At 63.9% G+C, this 24,625-nt stretch carries 25 protein-coding genes and 1 pseudogene; 13 read left to right on the top strand and 13 right to left on the bottom strand.

Going from position 1 to position 24,625, the window contains the following annotated elements; genetic code table 11:
• Positions 1-156: 156 nt before the first annotated feature.
• Positions 157-2,862 carry a response regulator gene (locus IVA91_RS07415; RefSeq protein ID WP_247458501.1) on the top strand — a complete coding sequence of 902 codons (2,706 nt, stop codon included), beginning with the start codon at positions 157-159 and terminating at the stop codon, positions 2,860-2,862.
• Here IVA91_RS07415 and IVA91_RS07410 read toward each other — a convergent pair.
• Positions 2,828-3,724, bottom strand: coding sequence for a DMT family transporter (locus tag IVA91_RS07410; RefSeq protein WP_247297152.1), 897 nt, complete (start codon positions 3,722-3,724; stop codon positions 2,828-2,830). The genes IVA91_RS07415 and IVA91_RS07410 overlap by 35 nt on opposite strands.
• 758 nt (positions 3,725-4,482) lie before the next feature.
• Here IVA91_RS07410 and IVA91_RS07405 point away from each other — a divergent pair.
• From IVA91_RS07405 to IVA91_RS07390, 4 genes are all read left to right on the top strand, one after another.
• Positions 4,483-8,256, top strand: coding sequence for a vitamin B12-dependent ribonucleotide reductase (locus tag IVA91_RS07405; protein WP_247417699.1), 3,774 nt, complete (start codon positions 4,483-4,485; stop codon positions 8,254-8,256).
• A gap of 218 nt (positions 8,257-8,474) precedes the next feature.
• The gene (locus tag IVA91_RS07400) at positions 8,475-8,843 is read left to right on the top strand and encodes a hypothetical protein (protein WP_247417701.1); all 369 of its coding nucleotides are present in this window, start codon (positions 8,475-8,477) and stop codon (positions 8,841-8,843) included.
• Positions 8,844-8,880: 37 nt separating this feature from the next.
• A complete protein-coding gene (locus IVA91_RS07395) occupies positions 8,881-9,315 on the top strand; it encodes a hypothetical protein (protein WP_247458499.1) in 435 nt (144 codons plus the stop codon).
• A 136-nt stretch (positions 9,316-9,451) separates the two neighbouring features.
• The gene (locus tag IVA91_RS07390) at positions 9,452-9,967 is read left to right on the top strand and encodes a ParB N-terminal domain-containing protein (RefSeq protein ID WP_247417705.1); all 516 of its coding nucleotides are present in this window, start codon (positions 9,452-9,454) and stop codon (positions 9,965-9,967) included.
• A gap of 121 nt (positions 9,968-10,088) precedes the next feature.
• On the opposite strand, the gene IVA91_RS07385 is transcribed toward IVA91_RS07390, so the two are convergent.
• The gene (locus tag IVA91_RS07385; RefSeq protein ID WP_025575662.1) at positions 10,089-10,355 is read right to left on the bottom strand and encodes a DUF2312 domain-containing protein; all 267 of its coding nucleotides are present in this window, start codon (positions 10,353-10,355) and stop codon (positions 10,089-10,091) included.
• 111 nt (positions 10,356-10,466) lie between these two features.
• On the opposite strand from IVA91_RS07385, the gene IVA91_RS07380 reads away from it, so the two are divergent.
• The 4 genes from IVA91_RS07380 (at position 10,467) to IVA91_RS07365 (ending at position 13,627) form a co-directional block, all read left to right on the top strand.
• Positions 10,467-11,117 (top strand): class I SAM-dependent methyltransferase, encoded by a 651-nt coding sequence (locus IVA91_RS07380; protein ID WP_346015469.1) that lies wholly within the window; start codon positions 10,467-10,469, stop codon positions 11,115-11,117.
• Positions 11,000-11,248, top strand: a complete 249-nt coding sequence (locus tag IVA91_RS07375; protein ID WP_247417800.1) for a hypothetical protein — start codon at positions 11,000-11,002, stop codon at positions 11,246-11,248. Before IVA91_RS07380 ends, IVA91_RS07375 begins: the two co-directional genes overlap by 118 nt.
• A 286-nt stretch (positions 11,249-11,534) precedes the next feature.
• Positions 11,535-12,503, top strand: a complete 969-nt coding sequence (locus IVA91_RS07370; RefSeq protein ID WP_247458530.1) for a hypothetical protein — start codon at positions 11,535-11,537, stop codon at positions 12,501-12,503.
• Positions 12,504-12,829: 326 nt separating this feature from the next.
• Positions 12,830-13,627: a transglycosylase SLT domain-containing protein gene (locus IVA91_RS07365; RefSeq protein WP_247277263.1), complete on the top strand. Its 798-nt coding sequence runs from the start codon at positions 12,830-12,832 to the stop codon at positions 13,625-13,627.
• 144 nt (positions 13,628-13,771) lie between these two features.
• Here IVA91_RS07365 and IVA91_RS07360 read toward each other — a convergent pair whose 3' ends face one another.
• The 4 genes from IVA91_RS07360 to IVA91_RS07345 form a co-directional block, all read right to left on the bottom strand.
• The gene (locus IVA91_RS07360) at positions 13,772-14,278 is read right to left on the bottom strand and encodes a hypothetical protein (RefSeq protein ID WP_247277264.1); all 507 of its coding nucleotides are present in this window, start codon (positions 14,276-14,278) and stop codon (positions 13,772-13,774) included.
• A 798-nt stretch (positions 14,279-15,076) separates the two neighbouring features.
• A complete protein-coding gene (locus IVA91_RS07355; protein ID WP_247417707.1) occupies positions 15,077-15,712 on the bottom strand; it encodes a cell envelope biogenesis protein TolA in 636 nt (211 codons plus the stop codon).
• A gap of 252 nt (positions 15,713-15,964) precedes the next feature.
• On the bottom strand, positions 15,965-16,366 hold the full coding sequence (locus IVA91_RS07350; protein WP_247417709.1) for a VOC family protein: 402 nt from the start codon (positions 16,364-16,366) through the stop codon (positions 15,965-15,967).
• Between the two features lie 113 nt (positions 16,367-16,479).
• A complete protein-coding gene (locus IVA91_RS07345; RefSeq protein ID WP_247417711.1) occupies positions 16,480-17,886 on the bottom strand; it encodes an adenylate/guanylate cyclase domain-containing protein in 1,407 nt (468 codons plus the stop codon).
• Positions 17,887-18,175: 289 nt separating this feature from the next.
• Between IVA91_RS07345 and IVA91_RS07340 the strand changes: the two are divergent.
• A pseudogene (locus IVA91_RS07340) lies at positions 18,176-18,385 on the top strand (helix-turn-helix domain-containing protein); the annotation flags it as partial.
• 80 nt (positions 18,386-18,465) lie between these two features.
• On the opposite strand, the gene IVA91_RS07335 reads toward IVA91_RS07340, so the two are convergent.
• The 3 genes from IVA91_RS07335 to IVA91_RS07325 all read right to left on the bottom strand — a co-directional run bounded on the left by IVA91_RS07335 (position 18,466) and on the right by IVA91_RS07325 (position 19,354).
• The gene (locus tag IVA91_RS07335) at positions 18,466-18,720 is read right to left on the bottom strand and encodes a hypothetical protein (RefSeq protein ID WP_247417714.1); all 255 of its coding nucleotides are present in this window, start codon (positions 18,718-18,720) and stop codon (positions 18,466-18,468) included.
• A gap of 169 nt (positions 18,721-18,889) precedes the next feature.
• On the bottom strand, positions 18,890-19,096 hold the full coding sequence (locus tag IVA91_RS07330; RefSeq protein ID WP_247297183.1) for a hypothetical protein: 207 nt from the start codon (positions 19,094-19,096) through the stop codon (positions 18,890-18,892).
• Positions 19,097-19,183: 87 nt separating this feature from the next.
• Positions 19,184-19,354, bottom strand: coding sequence for a Flp family type IVb pilin (locus IVA91_RS07325; RefSeq protein WP_247417717.1), 171 nt, complete (start codon positions 19,352-19,354; stop codon positions 19,184-19,186).
• Positions 19,355-19,699: 345 nt separating this feature from the next.
• Between IVA91_RS07325 and IVA91_RS07320 the strand changes: the two genes are divergently transcribed.
• Complete coding sequence (locus IVA91_RS07320) at positions 19,700-21,001, top strand: hypothetical protein (RefSeq protein ID WP_247458497.1); 1,302 nt, start codon at positions 19,700-19,702, stop codon at positions 20,999-21,001.
• 2 nt (positions 21,002-21,003) lie between these two features.
• Here IVA91_RS07320 and pdxY read toward each other — a convergent pair whose 3' ends face one another.
• Together pdxY and IVA91_RS07310 are read right to left on the bottom strand one after the other, a co-directional pair.
• Positions 21,004-21,822 (bottom strand): pyridoxal kinase, encoded by an 819-nt coding sequence (gene pdxY / locus IVA91_RS07315; RefSeq protein ID WP_247417721.1) that lies wholly within the window; start codon positions 21,820-21,822, stop codon positions 21,004-21,006.
• 111 nt (positions 21,823-21,933) lie between these two features.
• Positions 21,934-22,566 carry a TetR family transcriptional regulator gene (locus tag IVA91_RS07310; RefSeq protein WP_247417724.1) on the bottom strand — a complete coding sequence of 211 codons (633 nt, stop codon included), beginning with the start codon at positions 22,564-22,566 and terminating at the stop codon, positions 21,934-21,936.
• A gap of 97 nt (positions 22,567-22,663) precedes the next feature.
• Between IVA91_RS07310 and IVA91_RS07305 the strand changes: the two genes are divergently transcribed.
• Together IVA91_RS07305 and IVA91_RS07300 are read left to right on the top strand one after the other, a co-directional pair.
• Positions 22,664-23,329 carry a class I SAM-dependent methyltransferase gene (locus tag IVA91_RS07305; RefSeq protein ID WP_247417726.1) on the top strand — a complete coding sequence of 222 codons (666 nt, stop codon included), beginning with the start codon at positions 22,664-22,666 and terminating at the stop codon, positions 23,327-23,329.
• A 205-nt stretch (positions 23,330-23,534) separates the two neighbouring features.
• Entirely contained in the window at positions 23,535-23,879 is a 345-nt protein-coding gene (locus IVA91_RS07300; RefSeq protein WP_247277275.1) for a multidrug efflux SMR transporter, read from the top strand.
• A 22-nt stretch (positions 23,880-23,901) separates the two neighbouring features.
• Here the strand turns inward: IVA91_RS07300 and IVA91_RS07295 are convergent, their stop codons facing one another.
• Positions 23,902-24,222: a hypothetical protein gene (locus IVA91_RS07295; RefSeq protein WP_247417797.1), complete on the bottom strand. Its 321-nt coding sequence runs from the start codon at positions 24,220-24,222 to the stop codon at positions 23,902-23,904.
• Positions 24,223-24,292: 70 nt separating this feature from the next.
• On the bottom strand, positions 24,293-24,499 hold the full coding sequence (locus IVA91_RS07290) for a hypothetical protein (RefSeq protein WP_346015468.1): 207 nt from the start codon (positions 24,497-24,499) through the stop codon (positions 24,293-24,295).
• Positions 24,500-24,625: the final 126 nt, after the last annotated feature.

The following is a 24,625-nucleotide window of genomic DNA, read 5'->3' as shown; positions in this document are numbered from 1 at the left end:
TCACTTGCTTCGCGCCACTTTCGGATCACGCTTCATTCAAATGGACCTTTATTCACCGCGCCGTGCATATCAATTGCCATCCAATCCAAAATTGACCCGACCCACGATTCGCGGATATCACCATCACAGTGGGGACCTCGATTGCTGGGAAGTGTCATGCCGCGTATTCTCGTGGTTGATGACGATCCGATGGTCGGCGCGACCATCGAAGTCCTCCTCCAACGTCAGGGCTTCGACGTCACGCTGACCGACGGCGGAGAAACGGGATTGGCTGCGCTCGAAACACAGGCTTTCGACGTGATGCTGGTCGACATCTTCATGCCGCACATGCGCGGCTTCGAGTCCATCCGCATCTTTCACGAGCGCGCGCCGGCCACGCCGCTGATCGCGATGTCCGGCTACGCCTTCATCCGCCTCGCCTTCCCCCGACTTTCTCCGCATGGCGCTGGAGCTCGGCGCGACCCGCTGCCTGCGCAAGCCGTTCACCCCGGACGCGCTGCTGACCACGATCCGGGAATGCCTCGCCGGTGCCGCCGAGAGCGCACAGCCGAAGGACAAGAAAGAAGCCCCTTGATCCCAACGCAGCGCGTCATTCTCGGTGCTGGACTTGCCATCCTCCTGATCATCACCGCAGCCTCGATCGCCCTCGACTTCAAGTCGCGGTCCGATGCGGCCTGGGTCAACCACGCCGTCCAGGTGCAGAAGAAGATCTCCGACCTGCGCGTGCTGCTGCGCCGTGCCGAGAGCGCCGCGCGCGGCTACGAGCTCTATCGCAGCGCGGGTTTCAGCGATGAGTTCCAGGCAGTCCGCGCCCGGATCGCGCCGGCCCTCGCCGAGCTCAAGCGCGACGTGCGCGACCATCCGGATCAGGTCGCGCTGCTGGAGGGCACGGAGCCGCTGGCGCTGCGCCGGATCGAGATCGCCGCCGCGGCGATGCGCCTGCGCACTGAGAACGACCAGGCCGGCATTGCCGCACTTAACGGCAAGGCCGAGGGCCGCGGCCTCATGGACACGGTGATGCGCAATCTCGACCATCTGAGCGCCGAGGAAGAACGCCTGCTCACCGCGCGCTCCCAGGATTCGCGCCGCACCGGCATCGTGCTGCTCGGCATCGACGTTGCGGGCGCCGTGCTGATCCTGCTCCTTGTCGCGCTGGTGATGCGCGAGAGCCGGCGGACCACTGTCGCGCTCCAGAGCACGCTGACCGAGACCACGGCCGCCAAGGAGGCGCTCGAGGCAGCGGTGGCCGAGCGCACCGAGCATCTGGTCGCAGCCCATGACGAGCTGCGCCTGTCGGTCAACGTGCTCCAGAGCACGTTTCGCAGCATGGCGGAGGCGGTGCTGGTTATCGATGCCGAGGGCACCGTCCTGCTATCCAATCCGGCCGCCGAGCGCATGTTGTTGCATCGTGCCGGCATGAATTTGCGCAATCTGCGCGCGCTGTCCGATGTGTTTCACGGCGACGGCGTCACGCCGCTGAGGGCCGACGAGCTGCCGTCGACGCGCGTGCTGCGCGGCGAGCAGTTCGAAGAGCTGGAGATGATCGTCCGCCCGCACAGCGACAATTCTCCCCGCCATCTCATGATCAGCGGCCGGCCGATGCGGGATGGGCAAGGTAATATCTCCGGCGCTGTGCTGGTTTATCACGACGCCACCACCTCGCGCGAGACAGAGCGCCAACTCTATCAGTCGCAGAAGCTGGATGCCATCGGCAAGCTGACCGGCGGCGTCGCGCACGACTTCAACAACATGCTGACCGTGATCTCCGGCAACACGGAGACGCTGGTGGCGAGCCTGAAGGACCAGCCCGAGCTCCAGCGCACGGCGCGGCTGATCGACGATGCCGCCGAGCGCTGCGCCGACCTGATCCAGCATCTGCTGGCGTTCGCGCGCAGGCAGCCGCTGCAGCCGCGCAACGTCGAGATCAGCGCCGCGGTCGCGGATATCGCAAAGCTCCTGCGCCCCACTCTCGGGGAGCAGATCCAGATCGAGACCGTGCTGGAACAGGGGCCGATGACGGCGCATATCGATCCGTCCCGGCTCACCAATGCCGTGCTCAACATGGCGATCAACGCTCGTGACGCCATGCCGAACGGCGGCAAGTTGCTGTTCGAGGCCCACCGGGTCGAGCTCGACGAGGCCTATGCGCAGAACAATCCGGACGTCCGGCCCGGCCCTTACGTGATGCTCGCCGTCAGTGACACCGGCACCGGCATGCCGGCCGAGGTCCAGCAGAAGGCATTCGAGCCGTTCTTCACCACCAAGGAAGTCGGCAAGGGCTCGGGCCTTGGGCTGTCCATGGTCTACGGCTTCGTCAAGCAGTCCGGCGGCCATATCAAGATCTACAGCGAAGAAGGCTACGGCACCACGATCAAGCTCTATCTGCCGCCGGGTGAAGGCACGGTTGATGTGGCCACTCCCGTCGCGCCGCAGGCCCAAGGCGGCGCCGAGACCATCTTCGTGGTCGAGGACGACACCTTGGTGCGCAACTTCGTCACCGCGCAGCTGCAGAGCCTCGGCTACAAGACGGTGGCCGCGCCCGACAGCCGGGCCGCGCTGCAATTGATCGAGGCCGGCCAGCCGTTCGATCTGCTCTTCACCGACGTCGTCATTCCCGGCGGCATGAGCGGCCGCGAGCTCGCCGAGGAGGTGGCCAAGCGCCGGCCAGGGCTGAAGGTGCTCTACACCTCCGGCTATACCGACAACGCCATCGTCCACCACGGCAAGCTCGACGACGGCGTGTTGCTGCTGACGAAACCCTACCGCCGTAACCAGCTCGCGGAGATGATCCGGAAGGCGCTGGGCGGCGGGATCGCGGCAACCAAAATTAGCGCGTCGCCAGCACCACGGCGGCCAGCGTGAAGATCAGCGCGGCGATCTGGCCCGCGCCAAGCGGCTCGCCGAGCGCGATCGCCGAGGCGACGACGCCGATGACCGGCACGGCCATGGTGCCGATCGCGGCGACAGAGGCGGGCAGGCGCGCGAGCGCGGCGAACCAGCTGACATAGGCGATGCAGAACTGCACCACGGTCGAATAGACCAAGAGCCACCAGCCGAGCGGCGTCACCCGCGACAGATGCGTGGTCTCGACCAGGAGGCCGATGATCGAGATCGGCAGGCAGCCGATGCCGATCTGCCAGGCCGCCGCCGTGATCGGCGGCAGGCGGATCGGGTACTTTTTCGAGAACACCGTGCCGACGGCAAAGCCGAACGCGCCGCACAGCGCCATGATGATGCCCGGCAGCTTTTCCGCGCTGGCGGCAATGCCATTGCCGCCCATGATCGAGGCAAGACCGGCAAAGGCCATTGCCAGCCCCAGCGTGCGCAAGAGGGTCGGCCGCTCCCCCAGCACCGGCCAGGCGATGATCGAGGCCCAGACCGGCATGGTGTAGGCGATCAGCGCCGCCTCGCTCGCCGGCAGCCAGAGCAGCGCCAGACCCATCAGCACCATCCAGCCGGTGACGTTGAGCACCGCGGCGGTAAGTAAGCGCGGCCAGACCGCGCCCTCGACCCGCAGGCTCTGCCGTCGCACGACCGCGAGCAGCGCCAGCAGCACCGCGCCGAGCACGCCGGTGACCCCGCGCAGCGTCAGCGGCGGCAGCTCGGCGAGCAGGAATTTCGTCACCGGCCAGTTGAAGCCCCAGCCGATCGAGGTGATCGCGAGGAACATCAGTCCGGCCGGGGCGATGCGCGGCCGCGCATCCCGGCGGGTCGAATCATGCATGGGGTTGGTCCGGCAAAATCGAAGGTCAGCTTGGCGCGGATTCGCTGCGCAAACCACCACCTCGGGGGGCATGCCTGCCCTCACCTTCCGTAGGGCTACGTGAGTCCCGCTGACGCAATCCCATCGGCCAAAAATATACCTGCCCTGTGAACAGCGGGATGAAGAGTTGCGAACAGTGCGGCATGCAAATTTTTTTGGTTGGGAATCCCTGAGGACTCACTGATACTTGGCTCCACAGCAGGCGCGGCCGAGACCCCTGTTATCCCCCACAATCCACCATATTTAGTATTTGATTCAGGAACTCGCACTAGTTCTTGACGGGCGCAACGGAGAGTCCTAGCTTTCGGTCCGTTCGGCGCGAGTGAGTTTGCGTCCCGCCGGCACTCCCCCAAAGGGTCTCGCAAATCAACACTCCGCCCGCCAGCCAAAGGCAGCGGATGAGGGCTTGTCTGCCCTTTGATGGAGGACGTTTCGGGCGCCAGAACGGGCCGGCAACAGGCTCGCATGGCAACGGTTGAAGTGACGGCGGGGCGTTGAACGCATGTCGGGCTCATTCCCTTGGGGGCGGATGGGCCTGGACATGCCGGCGGATGTGAGGTGCGCGCACCGAACAATCGCGTCGGGAGAACAAGGGCCGGGTTCACCGGCTGAACTGCGATGCCCGAGGCCGAACGGCCAAAAGGACTCGCGAAGCGAAATGTCGACCGGAACGCCTGAACGGAGGCGGTTCGGTCAAAGATTAAGGACGGGGCAAGACCATGCGGATTGAGCGGCGCCACACCACTTCGGGACAGTCACCTTATGCGGGAATCGATTTCCGGCTGACCACGTCGGAGATTCGCAATCCCGACGGCTCGGTCGTGTTCAAGCTGGAGAACGTCGAGGTGCCGACCGAATGGTCGCAGGTCGCCTCCGACGTCCTCGCCCAGAAATATTTCCGCAAGGCCGGCGTCGCCGCGCGCCTGAAGAAGGTCGAAGAGGAATCCGTCCCCTCCTTCCTGTGGCGCTCCGTGCCCGACACCGAGGCGCTTTCTGTCCTGCCTGAGAAAGAGCGCTATGTCAGCGAGCTCAGCGCAAAACAGGTGTTCGATCGCCTCGCCGGCTGCTGGACCTATTGGGGCTGGAAGGGCAAGTATTTCTCGACCGAGGAAGATGCCCAGGCCTTCTTCGACGAGCTCCGCTACATGCTCGCCATGCAGATGGTCGCGCCGAACTCGCCGCAATGGTTCAACACCGGCCTGCACTGGGCCTATGGCATCGACGGCCCCGGCCAGGGCCATTATTACGTCGACCCCTTCACCGGCAAGCTGACCAAGTCCAAGTCGGCCTATGAGCACCCGCAGCCGCACGCCTGCTTCATCCAGGGCGTCGGTGACGACCTCGTCAACGAGGGCGGCATCATGGACCTCTGGGTCCGCGAGGCGCGCCTGTTCAAATACGGCTCCGGCACCGGCTCCAATTTTTCGCGCCTGCGCGGCGAAGGCGAAAAGCTCTCCGGCGGCGGCCGCTCGAGCGGCCTGATGAGCTTCCTCAAGATCGGCGACCGCGCCGCCGGCGCCATCAAGAGCGGCGGCACCACGCGCCGCGCCGCCAAGATGGTCGTGGTCGACGTCGATCACCCCGACATCGAGACCTATATCGACTGGAAGGTGAAGGAGGAGCAGAAGGTCGCCGCCCTCGTCACGGGATCCAAGATCAACCAGAAGCACCTGAAAGCGGTGCTGAAGGCCTGCGTCAATTGCGAAGGCTCGGGCGACGATTGCTTCGACCCCGAGAAGAACCCTGCCTTGCGCCGCGAGATCAAGCTCGCGCGCCGCAGCCTGGTGCCTGACAATTACATCAAGCGCGTCATCCAGTTTGCCAAGCAAGGCTACAAGGACATCCAGTTCGACACCTACGACACCGACTGGGATTCGGAAGCCTACCTCACCGTCTCCGGCCAGAACTCCAACAACTCGGTCTCGCTGAAGGACGATTTTCTGCGCGCCGTGGAAACTGACGGCGACTGGAATCTGACGGCTCGCACCTCCAAGAAGGTGACGAAGACGCTGAAGGCGCGCGACCTCTGGGAGAAGATCGGCCACGCCGCCTGGGCCTCGGCCGACCCGGGCCTGCACTTCAACACCACGATGAACGACTGGCACACCTGCAAGGCGTCCGGCGACATCCGCGCGTCCAATCCGTGCTCGGAATACATGTTCCTGGACGACACGGCGTGCAACCTCGCTTCCGCCAATCTGCTGACGTTCTACAACACCACGACGAAGCATTTCGACGTCGAGGGCTACGAGCATCTCTGCCGGCTCTGGACCCTCGTGCTCGAAATCTCGGTGATGATGGCGCAGTTCCCGTCCAAGGCGATCGCCGAGCTCTCCTATGAGTTCCGCACGCTCGGCCTCGGCTACGCCAATATCGGCGGCCTGCTGATGACCATGGGCCTGCCCTATGACAGCAAGGAAGGCCGCGCGCTCTGCGGCGCCCTGACTGCGGTGATGACCGGCATCACCTACAAGACCTCGGCCGAGATCGCCTCCGAGCTCGGCACGTTCCCCGGCTACAAGAAGAACGCCGCGCACATGCTGCGCGTGATCCGCAACCACCGCCGCGCCGCGCATGGCGAGTCCTCCGGCTATGAGGCGCTCAGCGTCAACCCGGTGCCGCTCGACCACGCCTCGTGCCCGCAGCAGGACCTGGTCGCGCATGCCAAGGCGGCCTGGGATGCGGCGCTTGCCCTCGGCGAGCAGCACGGTTATCGCAACGCCCAGACCACGGTGATCGCGCCGACCGGCACGATCGGCCTCGTCATGGATTGCGACACCACCGGCATCGAGCCCGACTTCGCGCTGGTGAAGTTCAAGAAGCTCGCCGGCGGCGGCTACTTCAAGATCATCAACCGCGCGGTCCCCGCAGCGCTGCGCGCGCTCGGCTATCGCGAGAGCGAGATCGCGGAGATCGAAGCCTACGCCGTCGGCCACGGCTCGCTCTCCAACGCGCCGGGCATCAACGCCTCGACCCTGAAGACCAAGGGCTTCACCGATGAAGCCATCGCCAAGGTCGAAAAAGCCCTGCCGACCGCCTTCGACATCAAGTTCGCCTTCAACAAGTGGACCTTTGGCGAAGACTTCATCCGCGACCAGCTCGGCATCGGCGCTGAAGCCATTGCAGCCCCCGGCTTCGACCTGCTCCAGGCCGTTGGCTTCACCAAGCGCGAGATCGAGGCGGCCAACGTCCACATCTGCGGCGCGATGACGGTGGAAGGTGCTCCGCACCTCAAGGCCGAGCACTATCCGGTGTTCGACTGCGCCAATCCCTGCGGCAAGATCGGCAAGCGCTATCTCTCGGTCGAGAGCCACATCCGCATGATGGCGGCGGCGCAGCCCTTCATCTCGGGTGCGATCTCCAAGACCATCAACATGCCGAACGACGCCACGGTGGAGGACTGCAAGTCCGCCTACATGTTGTCGTGGAAGCTCGCGCTGAAGGCCAACGCGCTCTATCGCGACGGCTCCAAGCTCTCCCAGCCGCTCAACTCGCAGCTCATTAGCGACGATGAGGACGAGGACGATGCGGTCGAGCAGCTCTACGAAAAGCCTATGGCGGCGCGCGCCGCCCAGGTGTCGGAGAAGATCGTCGAGAAGCTGGTCGAGCGCATCATCGTGATGCGCGAGCGCGAGAAGATGCCGGATCGGCGCAAGGGCTACACCCAGAAGGCCGTCGTCGGCGGGCATAAAGTCTACTTGCGCACCGGCGAGTATGACGACGGCCGTCTCGGCGAGATCTTCATCGACATGCACAAGGAAGGCGCCGCGCTCCGCTCCTTCATCAACAACTTCGCCATCGCGGTGTCGCTCGGCCTGCAATACGGCGTGCCGCTCGACGAATATGTGGATGCCTTCACCTTCACCCGCTTCGAGCCGGCGGGCCCCGTGCAGGGCAACGACAGCATCAAGTACGCGACCTCGATTCTCGACTACGTCTTCCGTGAGCTCGCGGTGAGCTACCTCAGCCGCTTCGATCTCGCCCATGTCGATCCCAACGAGACCGGCTTTGACGCGCTCGGCAAGGGCGTCGAGGAAGGCAAGGAGCCGGACGAGGACGGCGGCCACCACGCGACCAAGCTGGTCTCGCGCGGCCTTACCCGCTCGCGCACGGACAAGCTCGTCGTGATGCGCGGCGGCTCGACCGCGGTCTCGCAGGGCAACGACAGCGCGCCTGCCGGCGGCAGCCGCGTCACCTCGCTCGCCTCCCACGGCGCCACCGCCCGCAGCGCCGGCGACGCCCTCGAAGGCGCAGTCGCGCTGAAGCAGGAAGCGAGCCACGATCTATCGCCAACAGAGAAGCTCGAGCAGCTCCAGTGGAGCAAGGCCGGCACCGCCGCAACCGCCGCCCCCAGCAAGGCCGAGCGCCGCGCGGAAGCGAAGGCCAAGGGCTACGAGGGCGAGATGTGCTCCGAGTGCGGCAACTTCACCTTGGTGAGGAATGGCACCTGCATGAAGTGTGATACGTGCGGAAGTACTACGGGGTGTTCGTGAGTTGCAAGAGACCAGCGATCTCAGGCCCGGGCTCGTCCTGGACAACCAAAAAGGGCGGCCAAAAGGCCGCTCTTTGATACCCCACTCAAGCGCCACCTAATTGTTGATTGAGGCGTAAGCAACGTCAGACTTAGCTTATGAGCGTCAAGACTACTACTTAGGGTTTGCCGGATTGTGTTCCGGCTTTTTTTATGAGGCTTCCATTGGCGGCAGATAACATGGAAAAGCTCAGAGAAATTTATATCTTCGTGGCCTTTTTAGTGGGTGTCGGCTGTCTCCTGCTGGCAGCTTTCCAAGCCTGGTCAGGCAACATGAAGTCGGCGGCCGGTTTGGGAACGGCTTTTGTGGTGTGCGGGATCTTCCTATTCTGGTCGCAGATAAAAACGTTCAAGGTCTGGGAGGTTCAAGTCGAGCTTCGTGAGACGTTGGATCGAGCCGAAGAAATTATCGGAAGGGTGCGAAAGCTCGCAGCGATAAGCGCCCGTGCAAGCTATTTGACGATCGCATGGGCAACCGCTTGGGCACGCCCACCGCGGCGGAGAAGCAGGCCGTACTTGATGACATCGATGACCAGCTTGCTGAGCTGAAGGTTACGCCGGACGAGCGGGCGGTCATCATTCGCCCTTGGCTGAAGATGATCAAAGCAGATTTCTTCTTTCTCTATACGAGGGTAATTCGCGGAATCGCCACCCTCAAAAACAAGGAACTCGTCGCTGCGATACACGCCACAAATGGCCAAAAAGCCAACGAGGCAGCAATGGCTCATTCGAACTTGATCACGCCGTGGTCAAAGAAGACCAACGCCGACTTCAGGGCTATGGACCGGTTGGGAACAAGACTTTGGTGGAAGTCATCGACGAATGGATGCCGGAGAAGGGAGGGTGGTTGTCGGACAAAGAACTCGCGGCGGTCGCTGTATTCAAGGCTGAGCTTCTAAAACAGGCCGCAGATAGCGAGAAGAAGGGTGGCTACACCCGCGAGGCTGCGAACTACTTCGACGCTTTGTCGAAACTTGAGACCGAGAAGTCTCAAGAGATTTGGAACGCATCGAAGAAGTAACGGATAATTTTCGCATGCGCCCCTCATTTCACACGGCATCTCGCCGAAATTGTCTTTGCCGTCGAGCCCTTCCCCCCTAAACTCCCGACCCCACCGGCACAGGTTCCGACGGGCCCGGTAGCAGCGGAGTCAAGTTATGCCCAAACCGGAAAGCTTCCCGATCGAGAAGATCTTCGTTCCCACGAAGCAGAAGAAAGCCATCAAGCCCGAGGTCGTCGGGGAGATCGCCGAAAGTATTCTGGACATCGGACAGCAGGCTCCCATTTCCGTTTGGCGCGACGGAGACCGCCTCGTTCTAGTCGAGGGACTGCATCGGCTCGAAGCCTGCAAGGCGCTCGGCGAGACGACCATTCTCGGCGTGGTCGTCACAGTGGAGTTTGCTGAGCACAAGCCCCTGCTCGCCGAGCGACCCGAAGTCGAGGCAGAGCGTATCAAGATGGCGCGATTGAAACAGTTGCGCCTGGAGAAAGAAGCCGCGGGGGCATCGACGGCTGCCTTGAAGGGCGCTGGCGCAACGGAAGCGCCGCGCAGCCGTCCGACGAAAGGCGACCGCGACAATTCGAGGGCATCGCAGGGCCGGACTGCGAAAGCGAAACCCAAGACATTGTCGGACTGGATCACGCAGCAAAAGGGCAGCGGCGGCCGCTATTGATGGCCGGGATTACAGCGAGATTGAACCAAATGCCCCATTATAAATCGATCAGTTCGTCGTCGTTCTGGGGCATCGATAGCCGCAAGCCGCGGCTATCTCTCCTTGCATTACCGCGATCCTCTCACGCCGCTTTCGCCTGCTCCGGCGACGCCGTCTCCATCGCGCGCATGTAGAGATCGAGCAGGCTTTCGCGCTCATCGCGCTCGTTCTTATCTTCCTTGCGCAGCTTGATGATCTCCTTGAGGATTTTCACGTCGAAGCCTTCGCCCTTGGCTTCCGCGAAGACTTCCTTCTTCTGTTCGCTCAACTCCTGCATTTCGCTGTCGAGGTTCTCGATCCGCTCGACGAAGGAACGGATCTTGCCGCCGGGAATGGTGATGTCGGACATGGTGCCTCCTCGCTGACTGAGGTCGCGAAAATGACCGCAAAGAAATAACCAATGTGTTAACCTCGCCGCCGCCCACATTGCCCTGTGGAAAAACGCCGAGAGAGCCGTTCCATGGCCGAGCTTCGCTTCGATGACGGCGCCGCCTATGAGCAGGTGATGGGAGTCTGGAGCCGTTCGGTCGGCGAGATCTTTCTCGCCTGGCTTAGGCCACCACAAGGGCTGCGCTGGATCGATGTCGGCTGCGGCAATGGCGCGTTCACTGAGCTCATTCTTGCACGCTGCGCGCCCAGCACCGTGCAGGGCATCGATCCGTCCGAGGGACAGCTCGCGTTTGCCCGCACGCGACCCGGCGCGCGCGGGGCCGTGTTTCAAACGGGCGGTGCCATGGCACTGCCCTTTGAGGCGGAAAGTTTCGATGCCGCAGTCATGGCATTGGTTCTCGTGTTCGTGCGGATCCCCTCGAAAGGTGTCGCGGAATTGGCGCGCATCGTTCGTCCCGGCGGCCTCGTTGCGACCTACATGTGGGACATGCTGGGCGGCGGATTTCCGCTCGATCCGATCCTCGATGAGATGTACGCGATGGGGCTGTCGCCGACGCGTCCGCCGCATATGGAAGTGTCCACTCTAGCGGCGCTTCAGGGCCTTTGGAGCGCGGCGGGCTGCAGCAGATCGAGGCCCGCGAGATCACCGTGCAGCGGACGTTTGCGGATTTTGACGAGTTCTGGAATGTCGAGACGAAGGCCCCCTCCACCGCACCCGTGATCGCGGTCATGCCGGCGGCCGACGTCGCCGCACTCATGCAGCGCGTGAGGGCGCGCCTGCCCACTGATGCGGACGGCCGCATCACCTGCAGCGCCCGCGCGCACGCGATCAGCGGACGTAAGCCGCGCTGAACATGTGGGGAAGCAGGAATTCCTGTGACAACCCGCAGGAATCGCGGTGACAGTGCACTAAATTCGTCCGCCATCGCCGCCCTGCCGAATCTGCGGCTCGATTCACGCTTGGTCGGTGTCAATTAAGTGCACTGTCACCGTAATTCATGCGCCGGAGACGCTAGCGGCCTCGCTCCGCCCGGCTCCCGAGCCCGCCATAATTTTTCCTTTGCACACGCGTTGTGTTGGACAGCGGCGAGACCTATCCTTCCAGTGATCGGACCGCCTCCCATTGACGCCCGACCGGATGGAGAGCGAAACGAGCGACCCCAACCCTGATACCCACAAGCCTGATGCCGACAAGCCTGACACCGCCAAGCCGGACGAGGCGCGCGCCGACGGCGGGCTGGCGCGAGCCTATGACCGGATCAAGAGCGCAGAGGAAGACCTTGCGCGGCTGGACCGGCTGGTTTCCGGAATGGAACGCAACAGCGAAGGCCAGCGGGCCTCGCACGCCAGGGCCGGTGCGACGGCAGCCGCAACTTCCGAAAGCAAGGCGCTCGCGCCTGATGCCAAGGTTCGCGATCACGGCTTGAAGGGAGACCGGACCATGGTGCGCGCTTTGGTCGGCCTGGTGCTGGCAATCGGCCTTCTCGGTGCCGCCTTCGCGTCGCAATATCGCGATGAGGCCAAATCGATCAGCACGTCGATCATGGCACGATGGGTTCCGTCGGCCGCGAGCAAGCCCCCGCCCGCGGTGGAAAGTCCGGCGCAGCCGCCGGCAGTGCAACTGGCTGCTGCGGATGAGTCGAGCCCGATGCCCGCGCCGCCGACAGCTAAGGAAACGGAAAGCGCCCCAAAGCCTGGCGCCACAGCGCCTGACCCGTCATCGTCTGATCTTGCGCAATCGCTCAAGGCCATCACGAGCGAGCTTGCGAGCATCAACGGGAAGCTTGAACAACTGAAAAGCCGCAACGAGCAGACCCAGCGTGAGCAGGCCGACACCATTCAACAGCTCAAGGCGGCGCAGGAGAAGGATGCCGCGGACAATGCGCGCCTCGCCGCGCAGGTCCAGGCGCTGCAAACGCAACTCACCGCTTCGTCCGCGTCTGCAGCCGCGAAGCCCGTCGTGCGAAGCGTGACGAACAACGATGCGGCTGCGCATGCCCGGCCGCACGTATCAGCGGCCGAACCCCGACGGCCCAGACCGCCGCGAGGCCCCTGGATGCCTCCGCCGCCCTACATGGTCGAACCTTACGGCTATCCGGATTGGTGAGCCCGCAGGGCGGGCTTTTTTCCCGAAGGCGCGATTGGATTTGAAGGTCCAGAACACCTTGTATGACACGCTGTGCCGGCGATCGTCGTCCTCGATCGCGATGCCGGAGTACCTGTGCTGCGCTTCATGATCCGGTAGCTTCGACCGTGGATGTCAGAGAGGATGCGATTCCGAATCCGTTGACGGTCTCCGCCTTGCTGATGTTGACGCCATGGAGCCGCGAGCGAAAGTGCGCAGCGGTTTTCCGCAAAGATCATGCTCAAACAAATAGCCTAGATTGCATTAACCAAGTCCATCATCTGCGCTGGTCGCACTCCCGAAACGGCATGCCAAAGAAAAGCAAGCGCCTCCTCTCTCGCCTTCGCAAGCTCCGGCGAGGCGCCCGGTGGATGCGCAAGACGTTCGTGCGATCACCGCGGATGGTTCGGATCGCGGCTGGCGTCGCAATCCTGCTTGCGGCCATCGCGCTTCTGAACATGGCCTATCAGTTGATCCGCAAGCCGACCGAGTTGTTCGTCCTTCTCGGACATGCCCTCGACAAGGAGCCGGCGGAGACGTGGGCGAATTACGGGTCGCTCTTCCGCACCTATTCCACGGCTGTCGTCACGCCGGAATTGCTGGCTGCGCTGGCGCAGGTCGAAAGTTCCGGCAATCCCGTCGCGCGCACCTATTGGCGCTGGCGATGGAGCTTCAATCCGCTCGCGATCTACCGGCCGGCCTCCAGCGCCGTCGGTCTCTACCAGATGACCGATCCCGCCTTCGCTGAAGCGGCCCGGTTCTGTGTCCGCGGCAACGCAGTCACGGAGACGGCTTGCGGGTTCAACAGCTTCTACATCCGCGCGATCCCGAGCCATGCCGTCGAGCTGGCATCGGTGTATCTGGACCGCCAAGTGGCCTTGGTTCTCACCCTCGCGGGCGATCTCAAGGCAGGCGCGCAACAGAAGCAGGATCTGGCCGCCTTCATCCATCTCTGCGGCGCAGGTCCCGCCACAGCCTATGCGCGCCGCAAGTTTCAGATGCTGGCCGGCGAGCGCTGCGGCGATCACCTCGTCGCAAGCTACGTCGCCAGGGTCAACGCGATGAAGCGGCAGTTTCAGCGCCTTGCGGCGGATGACGGCGATTAGATGATGCGTTTCGCAGACCGTAGGATGGGCGGAGCGACTTGTCCGCCGTAACTCGACGAGCGGAAGCGATACTAACGACGCTGCGCGCGACGACGGGTTTCGCAAGAGCTCGACCCATCCTACGAACTACGCTCTACGCGCGCCTCACCGTATCTCGCTCATCGTCACCTGTCCGGCGATCCCGCTCAACTCGGGCTCTTGCGGCGCAAGCTCCTCGTCGGAAGACGGGCCTACCGAGACTTCGGCCATTCTACGCTTGACCTGTTCGCAAGTCTTGCGGACGTCCTCGGTGAACAGCGCGCATTCTTCGATGCGCTTGAAGATCCTCCGTCCCTCTTCACGATACCCCGCCGCCGTCTCTCGCATGAACGCGATCGCATCATGGACCTGGGCTGTCAGCGCCTCGCATTTGTGCGCGGCGTCGATCAACTCGGTGCCCATGGCCTCGATCTCTTTTGCAGCAGACTCGTAGTCGCGGATGACCGCCTCTGCACTGAGCGCGCCGACGCGCGACACGCCCGCGGTGTGCTCGACGTAATCAGGCAGAGCAATGGAAGTAATAGAGCTTCCCGAGCGTACCGACGCAATGTCCGCTTCGAGTTGGACCAGATTCACTCCGTCCCGTCTGCGCAATTGTTCAACACTTGCCATGATTGATCCTCCCAATACGCACCCCGAACCCTTAACAGCATTGGGTTTATTACGGGGATAAATGTCATTCTACCTCAATGAATCCTTGACAGTCTCAGGTTTGCCATTTTCCTAATCGCTGACGTCGCACGCAGCGATGTTGAACCTGGACGTGCTCAACCTGTTCTGATCGCGGGTGGCGGAGATGGGAGGTGCGCAGGGACTCGAGCTGTCGAGCGAGAAATAAGCGGTTGTGTGAGCGTGGCCCGGAGCGCGCGTGGCGAAATCCGGGTGTTGTGCCCGCGCATGCGGCGCGCGGCCTATCATCGGCCGGCGTTTTCCGCCGACCGCAAGCCGGTCAGTTCTGCGTCCGTCGATGGCCGATCACCACATGCCGCAGAATCTGATGGTTGTTCACCACCAGTATGGCCACCGCCATCCCTCATAGCGGACCCACGACGAAACCAGTGGCGGGCCGTATGGATCGACCCGGTCGTCTTCAGGACGATAGCGATATCGTGGAACGATATAGTAATCCCACGGCGTTGGCCTGAGCACGGGCGCCGTGACGATAAGTCTCTGCTGGGGTTCACGAACGACTTGCGCCTTCCGCGCCCGGGCTTCAGCACCTGACGTTCCAAGGCTGCACAGCACCAGGGCCGTTCCGAGCGCACACGCGGCGGTCATTGTCTTCATGCGTTGGCCTCCTTCCCGCCAGAGTGCGCAAGGACGCAAAGCAAGGCAAGCCTAATTCGTTTTCGACCTGCTCGAACGCCCGCTGCCGGCTTTGGCGAATCCGGCCGCTCCGCCACCAGCCGCCTACTCCCGCGCCCGACGCACCGCCTCCTCCAGCTTCATCCTCTGCTTGTCCCACCGGCTCTGCTCCGCCTCCGCACGTTCATCGAGGGCAGCCCGCTCGGCTTCGATCTCTTCGGTGCGAGCCTCGTGCTCGCGCCTCGCCTTGTCCAGCGCCGCCTGCGTGCTCGCGACCGCCTTGTCGCGGCGTGCGCGCTCCTCGGCGCGGGCGGTCTCCTCTTTCCTGCGCTCGGCTTCGCGCCGCCGCTCTTCCTTCTCGAACGCCGCGGCGGCCTCGCGCGCCTGTCGATCGTCAATCTTGCGGGACGGTGTCTTTGCCGTCTTGGCCGGACGCTTGCTTGGCTTGGGTTTACGTTTCGGCCTGGCCTCGCCGTCGCCGAGGTCAGTCGGCAGTTCGGCGCTTTCGGTGAACGGGCCGTCCGAGCCGACCGGACGCCTGAGCACAACCCCGGGGCTTGCCATGGTCGCGGCGACGATGTCGGGGTCGTCGGTCTCTTTCGCCACACCTTGATGGAACAGGTTGGAGCTGGCGCCCCACGCCTCCAGCGCTGCCTTCATCGAGGGCGCGGCGACCGCCTGGTCGTAGAAGCCGAGCGAAGTCTGATAGGACTTCAGTTTTCTTTTGAGTTTTTTTGGCATCTCGCCCCACGGCCTGGCGACGCACCAGCTTCCGTCGCACCGGCGCCATCATGCCAGTCTGCCCCTGTTTTGCCCGACGAGTCAAACTCTATTCGGGATCGCCGAAGTCGGTCCGGAGCATCGGTGGCACGTGCCCTGCTCGCCCGATGGGAAAAATATTCGGACTCGCAGAACTCTGAAATCCCTCATGTTTTCTACTGTGCATGGGGTTGTTTTCACAACTTTGCTTTGACCGGCCCCGCCCCGCTCGACCTAAGCCCCGAGCAGCGCGTCATATCCGCGCTCACTGAAAGCCAGCAAACAGAAGCCGTGCCCGAACGGATCGGCCAGCATCGCGATCCGCCCATAGGGCGCATCGCTTGCGACAACCTCGAGAATCGCGCCGGCGCGCAGCGCGCGTTCGACGGCGGCATCGACATCATCGACGACGACGTCGATATGCACGGGCGTCCAGTGCCGCGCGTAGCGGCGGCGATCGCCGCCGGCGCCCATTGTGCCGGCCTGCTTGGTGAGCAGATACACCGGCGCCGGCCAGCCCAAGAGCTCGACGAAGTCGGCGCCGAAGCGGCGGCCGACCGTCAGGCCGAATGCTTCGGTGTAGAAGGTCGTCGCTTGCGCGACGTCGGGGACGTCGATGTTGAGGAGGAAGGTCATGATGGACTCGTTGCGCGGTTGCGCAGCGAGCGTAGCCCGAATGGAGCGTCGCGCAATCCGGGATGGCGCCGCAGGTGCAGTCCCGGATTTCGCTTGCGCGCCGGGCGACGGTCTTACGGGATTTCGTACACCGACACCTTGTCCGCGATCCCGCTCAGCGCGACGCTGCGACGCGTCGGGTTGAGGCCGCCGGCCTCCAGCAGCGTCCGCGCCTCGGCGTTGTCGACCACCGCCTCCGTGACTACGATCGCGCGCGAGGCGGCGAGGCTCTGGATGCGGGAGGCGATGTTCACGGTCTGGCCGAAATAATCCTGCTGGCCGTTGAGGGTGACGGCGAGGCACGAGCCCTCGTGAATGCCCATCTTGAGCAGCAGGCCTTGGTGCTGACGCTGGGCGCCGAGCTCGCTCATGGCCTCGCGCATGCGGATCGCGGCGGCGATGGCGCGATCGGGGGTCTCGAAGGTCGCCATCACGGCATCGCCAATGGTCTTGACCACCGCGCCCTGCTCGGAGGCGATGATCTCCTGCAGCAGGCGGAAATGCTCGTTGACGAGATCGAAGGCAACGAGGTCGCCGACATGCTCGTAAAGCCCGGTGGAGTCCTTCAGGTCCGAGAACAGGAAGGTCAGGCTGAGAATCTTGAGGCGCTGGCCGATCGCGAGCGTATCGGTGCGATAGAGATCGCGAAAGGTCTGGTTGGTGAGCAGGCGCTTTGCGGTGAGGCTCGGCTTGCGCCGGGTCAGGAGATCGTCGAGCCGCTGGTTCATCACCCACACCGCCGGCAGCACGCGGCCGTCGGTGCGGTTCTCCAGCGTCAGCCGCAGCGGTCCCGGGCGCAGGATCACGGCGTCGACCGGGACCTCGGTCCTGTTCAAGATCAACGACAGGGTCTGGCGCTCGGCCGTCTCCTCGCCCTTCACCTCGATGTACTGCGCGGTGTGGGTCACGGGATCGAACACGATCAGCATGCCCGGCTGCACTTGCAGCGAGAGAATGGCGCGCTCGCCCGGCGGCAGGTCGACGGATTCCAGCGTCAGCTCGCGAAGCAAGCCGTCGAGGTCGGGCGGAAGCTCGATCGCCGAGCTCCAGAACACCTGGCGGTAATATTCGGCAAGCGGCAAGTCCTCAGCATTGTGCGCGGCGATCCTGCGCACGCGCGGGCTGACCGCGAAGGTCACCTCGACCAGATTGTCGAGCGTCGTCTCATAGCCGGCGGCGCAGAAGGCGCAGTGATATTGCGGGCTGTTGACCGTCTTCAGGCTCTTGTTGGCCGAGAGCACGCCGGCGCAGCTCGGGCACATCACGCTCCAGGTCATCTCGAGGATGCCGAGCCCGACCGCATGCAGCAGCCCCGCGATCACCTGCTCTTCGCCGAGATTGGCCATCCTTGCCAGATGCAGCGCATTGATCTTGCACAGGGCATGGTCCGGCCCCTCCCGCACCATGCGCTCGAGCATGTCGACGACGGGCGCGTCGGCCGACTGGCGCAGGACACCGAACAGGATTTCGATCTCGCTCATGCCGTGATGTTACATGGAAGGGGGTGACGCGGACATCCGCTTTCCGATTACCTATGCCGGGTAAGGAGGAGCGCAAGCCATCGTCGTCAATTGCTGCGTCACGATGATGGGAGTTTGCCGAGCCCGGCAAAGGCCGGATTTCCCTTGTTTTCCCCATCCCCGCCGCTATCGCTTCGCGCGCCCACCAAGTGGTCGGTGTGACCGAGCGCGATTGCGGTGGCGTTGCCCTGCGGCGCGATCCATTCGGCGTCATCGGTGAACAGCGCCGCGATGCGTGCTGCGTCGCGGCCATCTGGCGCGGCTGTTCGAGCGCAAGGTCGGCGCCACGCCGCATCCGCTTGCCAAGACGCTACGCGTGCAACGCGCCAAGCGCCTGCTCGATGCCGGTGATCACACTATAACTGAGATCGCGTTCCAGGCCGGCTTCGGCAGCCTGCGCCGCTTCAACCCCGCGTTCGCCGAGCTCTACGGCCGCTCGCCGTCGAGCCTGCGCGCGCGTCCAGTTTCGTCGTTCATGGTCGCACGAGGGGGCGGATGGCGCGCGCGGCGAGACCCGCCTGCCCTTCATGCGATGTCAACTCAGCGGGCTGCGCCCGTCGTGACGTCCGCGGTCTTGACCTTGCGGGGGCTGAGCACCTTCACTTGGTGCGCTGAAGCAACCGTCGTGGGCGCCGCGACCTGCTGCTCGACATGGGCCGCACCGAGGACGCGCACCTGCAAGGGCGAGACCGGAAATCCGTTGGCCTCATAGGTCGGCAGCTCAGCGGCGAAAGCCGAAGTCGCGCCCGCGATCGTCAGGACGGTGGCGGCGATCGTCAAAGTCTTCTTGTTCATTGGTGATGCTCCTGATGGAAGATTCAGAGCACATTTAAGCGCGTCATGCTGCATTGCGACATCCGCTGTTGCATTGCAACAGCGCACGCAGCGCATGGCGATATGCTTAATGCGTACAAAGCCTTGGCCGAATCACGCCGGCCGGGCCATCGCGCTTTGCGGGCGGAGGTCAGCCGCCGAGCACGTTGCCCCAACCATCGAAGAGGTAGGCCTTCCAAGCTACGGTTCCATCCTCACGTGGCCGGCTGGCCTTCCGGTAGTCATCGGCCTGTTCGGCGGTCCAGGTGATGATCGTGTCGGACAAACGATCGTGCAGGATGGCGGGCTCGGTGGGATCGAAGTCGTCCATGGGACGAAGCGAGGAATGCGTGCTCATGGGCCGATCAACGCACGGCCGTGCGCAAAGTTGCCGCGAAGCGTCAGGGCGTCTTGTCAACAGCCGATCGCGAAAGCCCCTCACCGCCTATTTCAGCGCGGTCGCGAGCGATTGCAGTTTTGCGACAAGGTTGGTGCCGAGCGCATAGATGACCTCGATAATCGCGAATGCGATGCCGGCCGCGATCAGACAGTACTCGATCGCAGTGGCGCCGGATTCATCGGCGACGAATTCGGCCCATTTGCATTTCAACTTCACTGACGTGCCTTCCTATTGCTACCAGAAATTGCGGGCGCGCGAAAAGTGCCTTACGGCAATCCAAGATTGAGTAAATACGGATCACTCAATTTGAAGACAAACCGGCTGGTTGTGGATTTTCCGGCGAAGCCGCACATGGAACCGCCAGGGAACCCGCGTTGCAACTTCGCAACACCTCTTCGAAAAGCCCGTTTTCGTTGATTTACGCCATTGCGCCGCCACACCCTCTTCCGAACAATTGACGCGCTGCGTGCCTTTCCGTGCAAGACTGTTTGCATCAAGTCTGTTTGCATCATGACTGTTCGAACAAGACTGGTTCGAACAGAACGTTTGGAGGCAGGGATCATGAATGATCGGCGGTCTCTTCTTGTGGCGGTCTCATGCCCCTCGGCCGTTCTCGCTGCTTGGCTGGTGCTCTCCCTGTCGGCCTACGCGCCAGCGCTTATCGAGAACAGCGGCGCCAATGCGGCTGCCGTCTCGCGCGCGAAGGATCTCGGTCGAATCGACCTCGCCGACGTCCCGCGCGCTGCGACCATCGAGAACGGTGTCGCCTTGACCGCCGACATTGCGGCGGCTGCGGCGAGCCTCGTAACGGTCGAAGCGGCAGCCACGCCGGAGGCGGAGGTACCTGCCCCCGCCGTCCAGCTCGCGTCGGCCGATCCCGCGCTGATATTGTCGGCGGAGCCGCCCGCGCCTCAAATTTCGCTTGAACCAGCACCGAGCGTCAGCGAGGCTCCGCCTGCGCCGGCGCCAGAGCCCTTCAAACTCGCATCTGCCGATCCGACCGAGATCGTGACCACGGACGCATTGTCCCCCGCCACGATCGCGAGCGGATCCGCCCCCGTTGCAAGCAAGGCGTCGCCAACCGCGGACACCGTCGCCGTGCTCGACGAATGCTTCGTCGTGGACGCCTGCATCGATCGCTATCTCTGGGCGCTCTACCAGCGCACGCCTAAGGAGGATTCGATCAAGGTGCAGGAACGCCGCGCCGTCACCGTCAAGCGCAAGGGCAAGACGGTGACCGTGATGCGCAGCTTCACCAAGCTGGTCGACGAGGATTTCGGCTGGAAGGATCCCAAGGCGGCCGAGCATGCCGGCATGTCGATGATGGATTACGTCATCGGCGGCATGGACAAGAGCTTCAAGCGAAAGCTGTTTCGGACGCTGCTCGCCGCCGAAGCCGCCGGCCTCTCGCCGGGCATCACCAGCGCGTTCCGTGACGATTATCGCCAGTCGATCGCGAGCGGCCTGAAGGCCGCCTCCGACCGCTCCTATCACGGCGGCAGCACGCGTGGTGGTTACGGGCACGGCATGGCCGCCGACATCGTCAGCACCCAGGGTAGCAATCGCGCGCAGCGCTGGGTCTCGACTGAAATCCTGTGGAAGTGGGTCGATGCCAACGGCAAGGCATTCGGCATCGGCCGGCCCTATCTCGGCCGCGATCCGCCGCATGTCGGCCCGATCGACGGCCAGGAATACATCTCGCGCCGGGGCACGGCGGAGCGCAAGGAAGCCGCCAACGCGAAGCCCAGCAAAGTGCGCGCTGCGGCCCACGCAAAGCCGCCCAAAGCACAGGCCATGCGTGAGCAGAAGAGCCCGGCAAAATCGCAGAAGGCGGCGCAATCGGCCGGCAAACGCGCGACCTGAAGCTACGGCTTGCGGGCCGGCGTGGGCAGCGGCACGAGACGCATCTCGGCTGTGCCGGCCTCCTGCGTGCGCACCAGCACCGCAAAGATGGTTTCGACTGCCAGCCGCACTGCCACCTCCGTCGTCAGCCCCTTGGCGAGATGCGCCGCGATCAGGCCGGTGAGAAGGTCGCCCGTGCCATAGGGCCGGATCGGCAGACGCAGCGTGGCAAAGCGCGACAAATGGCCCTCGGCGCAGAGGATCGTCTCCAACTGTCCTTCGGGCGTGTCCGCCAGCGTGCAGCCGGTGGCGACGACGTCGAGGCCGGCCTGTCCCGCGAGTGCCGCGCAGGCCGCGCGCAGGTCCTGCGCATCGGCAATCGTGAGGCCCGCAAGCAGCTCGAGCTCGAACCGGTTTGGCGTGGTCAGGTTCGCGGCCGGCAGCAGCCGGCGCCGGAGCACGTCCAAAATTCCATCGGCGACATAGACGCGACCATCGTCTCCGATCACGGGATCACAGAGATAGACGAGATTCGAATTGCGCACCAAGGCCCGCTCGACGAAATCGGCAACGACGGCGGCATTGCCGGGCGAGCCGAGATAGCCGGTGACGACCACGGCCGCCTCGTCGACGAGATCGCGCTCTTCTACGCCCCTGAGAAGATCGGCGACCAGCTCGGTCTCCAGCACCCGCCCGCGCAGGCTCGGATAGCGTGGATGGTTCGACAGCAGCGTCGTCGGCACCGCCGCGACATTCACACCTTCCGCCTGCACGGCGTAGGCAGCCGCGCTGTTGCCGACGTGGCCGTGGACCACCTGACTTTGAATGGAGATGACGAGCATCAGAGGTCCGTAGGGGCAAATACTACGCAAGGCAAGTGCAGCAATCATAGCCGAGATAGAGCGCACCACCATCCTAGCTACAGGATTGCGGCACCACGTGCCGGCAATGCCTCAGCGCCGCGCCAGCCTTGTAAGATAGGCGCAGAACATGTCGGCCATGGCATCAGCATAGGCTGCGATCTCCGCCTCGCTCCGCGTCTCTTCTGAAAAACTCCTACCGACCTCGCTGAGCGTCATCGTGATCAGCTCGCCGGCGAGGGTGCGCGTCGCATCCGAGGCTTTGGGCAGCGCCTCCCGCATGAAGGCCGCGACGATGCCCTCGCCGGCCGCCCGTGCGTCCTGCGCCTCCGGCGCGTCGCGATAGAGCGGTGCGGCATCGCTGAGCGCGACGCGGATCGCAGCCTCCTCGCATTCGGAGCGGATGAAGGCATGGACCAATGCGCGCAGCCGCGCCAGCGGGGGCCTCGCCCGGTTCGCCAGGATGCCGCGCAGGAGCTCGCTGGTGCGCCGCCACTCGTCGCTCTGGAGGCGGAACAGGATCGCCGCCTTGTTCGGAAAATATTGGTAGAGCGATCCAACGCTCACCCCGGCCCGCTCCGCCACCCGCGCCGTCGTGAAACGCTGCGCCCCCTCCTTCGCCAAGACCTGAACAGCGGCATCTAGGATGGCCGCCACCAGCCCGGTGGAGCGGGCCTGTTGCGGCTGTTTTCGCGAGGAAATTGAACGGCTTCGACGGTCGGCCACGGTGCCTGCGAGCAATGCGAATAGGAAATGCGACGAATTAGTCGTATTTCGGTCTCCGCGCAAGCACGCACTTCGCCGCGAACTCTGGAGACGCCAAATGACCACCCCAACCATCACATCGCTTACGCCGCTGCTGGATCGACTGTTCGACGAGGCCGAAGCTGCAAGCGGCGCAACGCTAGCCGCTATCGCCGACTTGTCCGATGCCGACCGGGCGCGGATGATGCGCAGCAAGACCGCTTATCGCGACCTCTATGGACGCCTGAGGGACGCTCCGCTCGCGGTCTCGCGCGAGACCGGCAGCCTGCTCTACATGCTGGCCCGCAGCTCCCGCGCCAGGGCAATCGTCGAGTTCGGCACCTCGTTCGGCATCTCGACCCTGCATCTTGCCGCAGCTCTGCGTGACAATGGCGGCGGCCGCCTCATCACCAGTGAGTTCGAGCCGTCCAAGGCAGCGCGGGCGCGGGACAACCTGTCGGCCGCCGGTGTAATCGACCTCGTGGAAATCCGCGAGGGCGATGCGCTGAAGACGCTCAGTGCCGATCTGCCCGATACGATCGACCTCGTGCTGCTCGATGGTGCCAAGGCGCTCTACTCGGATATCCTGGATCTGCTCGAAGGCCATCTCAGGCCGGGCGCGATCATCGTCGCCGACAACGCCGATGACAGCCCCGACTATCTGGGGCGTGTGCGCAAGCCCGGAAACGGCTACATGTCCACCGCCTTTTCCGAAGACGTCGAGCTGTCGGTGCGGATCAACTGACGCCGTGTCGACGCACCGCGGCATCTCGAGCCGCCACGCGAGGGACCGCGCGGCGGCTTCGTTGCCTCGGCGGCGTCATCGTCCTGTCCGCATTCCAATCGGTGTCGCAGGTTCGTCACTCACGCGTGTTACCTGCTCACGGCAAAAGCCCGTTCCAGGGGGCTCGACGTATACCGCGCAGAATCTTTCTTACGCCGAGAGGCTCATGACCTCCGCCTTCAATGCTTACGCGGCGCTCGCACTTGCCATCGTGTTCGAAGTCACGGCGTCCGCCTTCCTGCAGCAATCCGCTCAGTTCACGCGGCCCTGGCCGACCTTGGCGATGGTGCTGTTCTATGTCGCCTCGTTCTATGCGCTGTCGGCGGCAATCCGCATCATCCCCCTGAGCATCGCCTATGCGATCTGGGGCGGGGCCGGCATCATCCTGACCGCCACGGTGTCCTTCGTGCTATTCCGCCAGATGCTCGATGGCGCCGCCTTCGTCGGCATCGCCCTGATCGTGTCCGGCGTCGTGGTGATCAACCTGTTCTCGGAGACGACGGTGCATTGACGCCCGGCAGTCCCGGCACGCGCTACTGGCCCTGCACCGGTTTGGGCGGACGCTGCGCGGATCGCGGCGGTTTTGCGCCAGGCTTGGCCGCATTACGGGGTGGCGGCCCATCGACCGACTCCAGATAGGCGGCGAGCGCCTTGGCGGAATCGGAACTGGTTGCGTAGTGGTCCTTCAAGAACCAGGACAACGTCAGGCTGAAGCGTCCCTTGGCAAGGCCCCGTGGGGTGCGGTGACAGCTCGCGCAACCGTCGGCAAAGAGCCTTGCGGGTGACTTCCCGGCGTCAAGATTCTGCGCGGCTGCAACCGTCGCCGTCAGGACGGCGCCGGCGGCAAGAGTCATCAAGGGCGCGATCAAGCCGCGCCCCGGTCGAAACAGCGAAATCAACGTTGTCCCCTGGACCGCCTTGCGGTCACGCCGCCGACAGCTGATCGAATTCGGGCGGCGCATAGGCCTTGCCGTCCTGATCAGTGATGACGACCTGCCACCCCTCGCTGGCCCACACCCTGGCCTTGGCCACGATGAGCAGCCGGCTCTCGCGGGCGAAGCTATACTTCTCGTTGTCGCGTTCTGCGACCATTTTGTAGGCCAATGCATATCCCCTGGCGTTGCCCTGCACCCACCCCTCTCGTGGCAGCGGGCTTTGGCGGCAATTCGCCAGGAGCGTGGCAATTTGGTGCCATCCGCAGACAGTACGGCGCCGGCGCGCTCACAGCCCGGTAACAAGATGAGCGCGCGCCGCATC

The sequence above is a fragment of the Bradyrhizobium sp. 153 genome (assembly GCF_023073835.1).
In the GTDB taxonomy this organism is placed as follows: domain Bacteria; phylum Pseudomonadota; class Alphaproteobacteria; order Rhizobiales; family Xanthobacteraceae; genus Bradyrhizobium.
The sequence above is the reverse complement of the archived record's forward strand: the minus strand, read 5'-3'. Positions and strand labels throughout refer to the sequence as shown.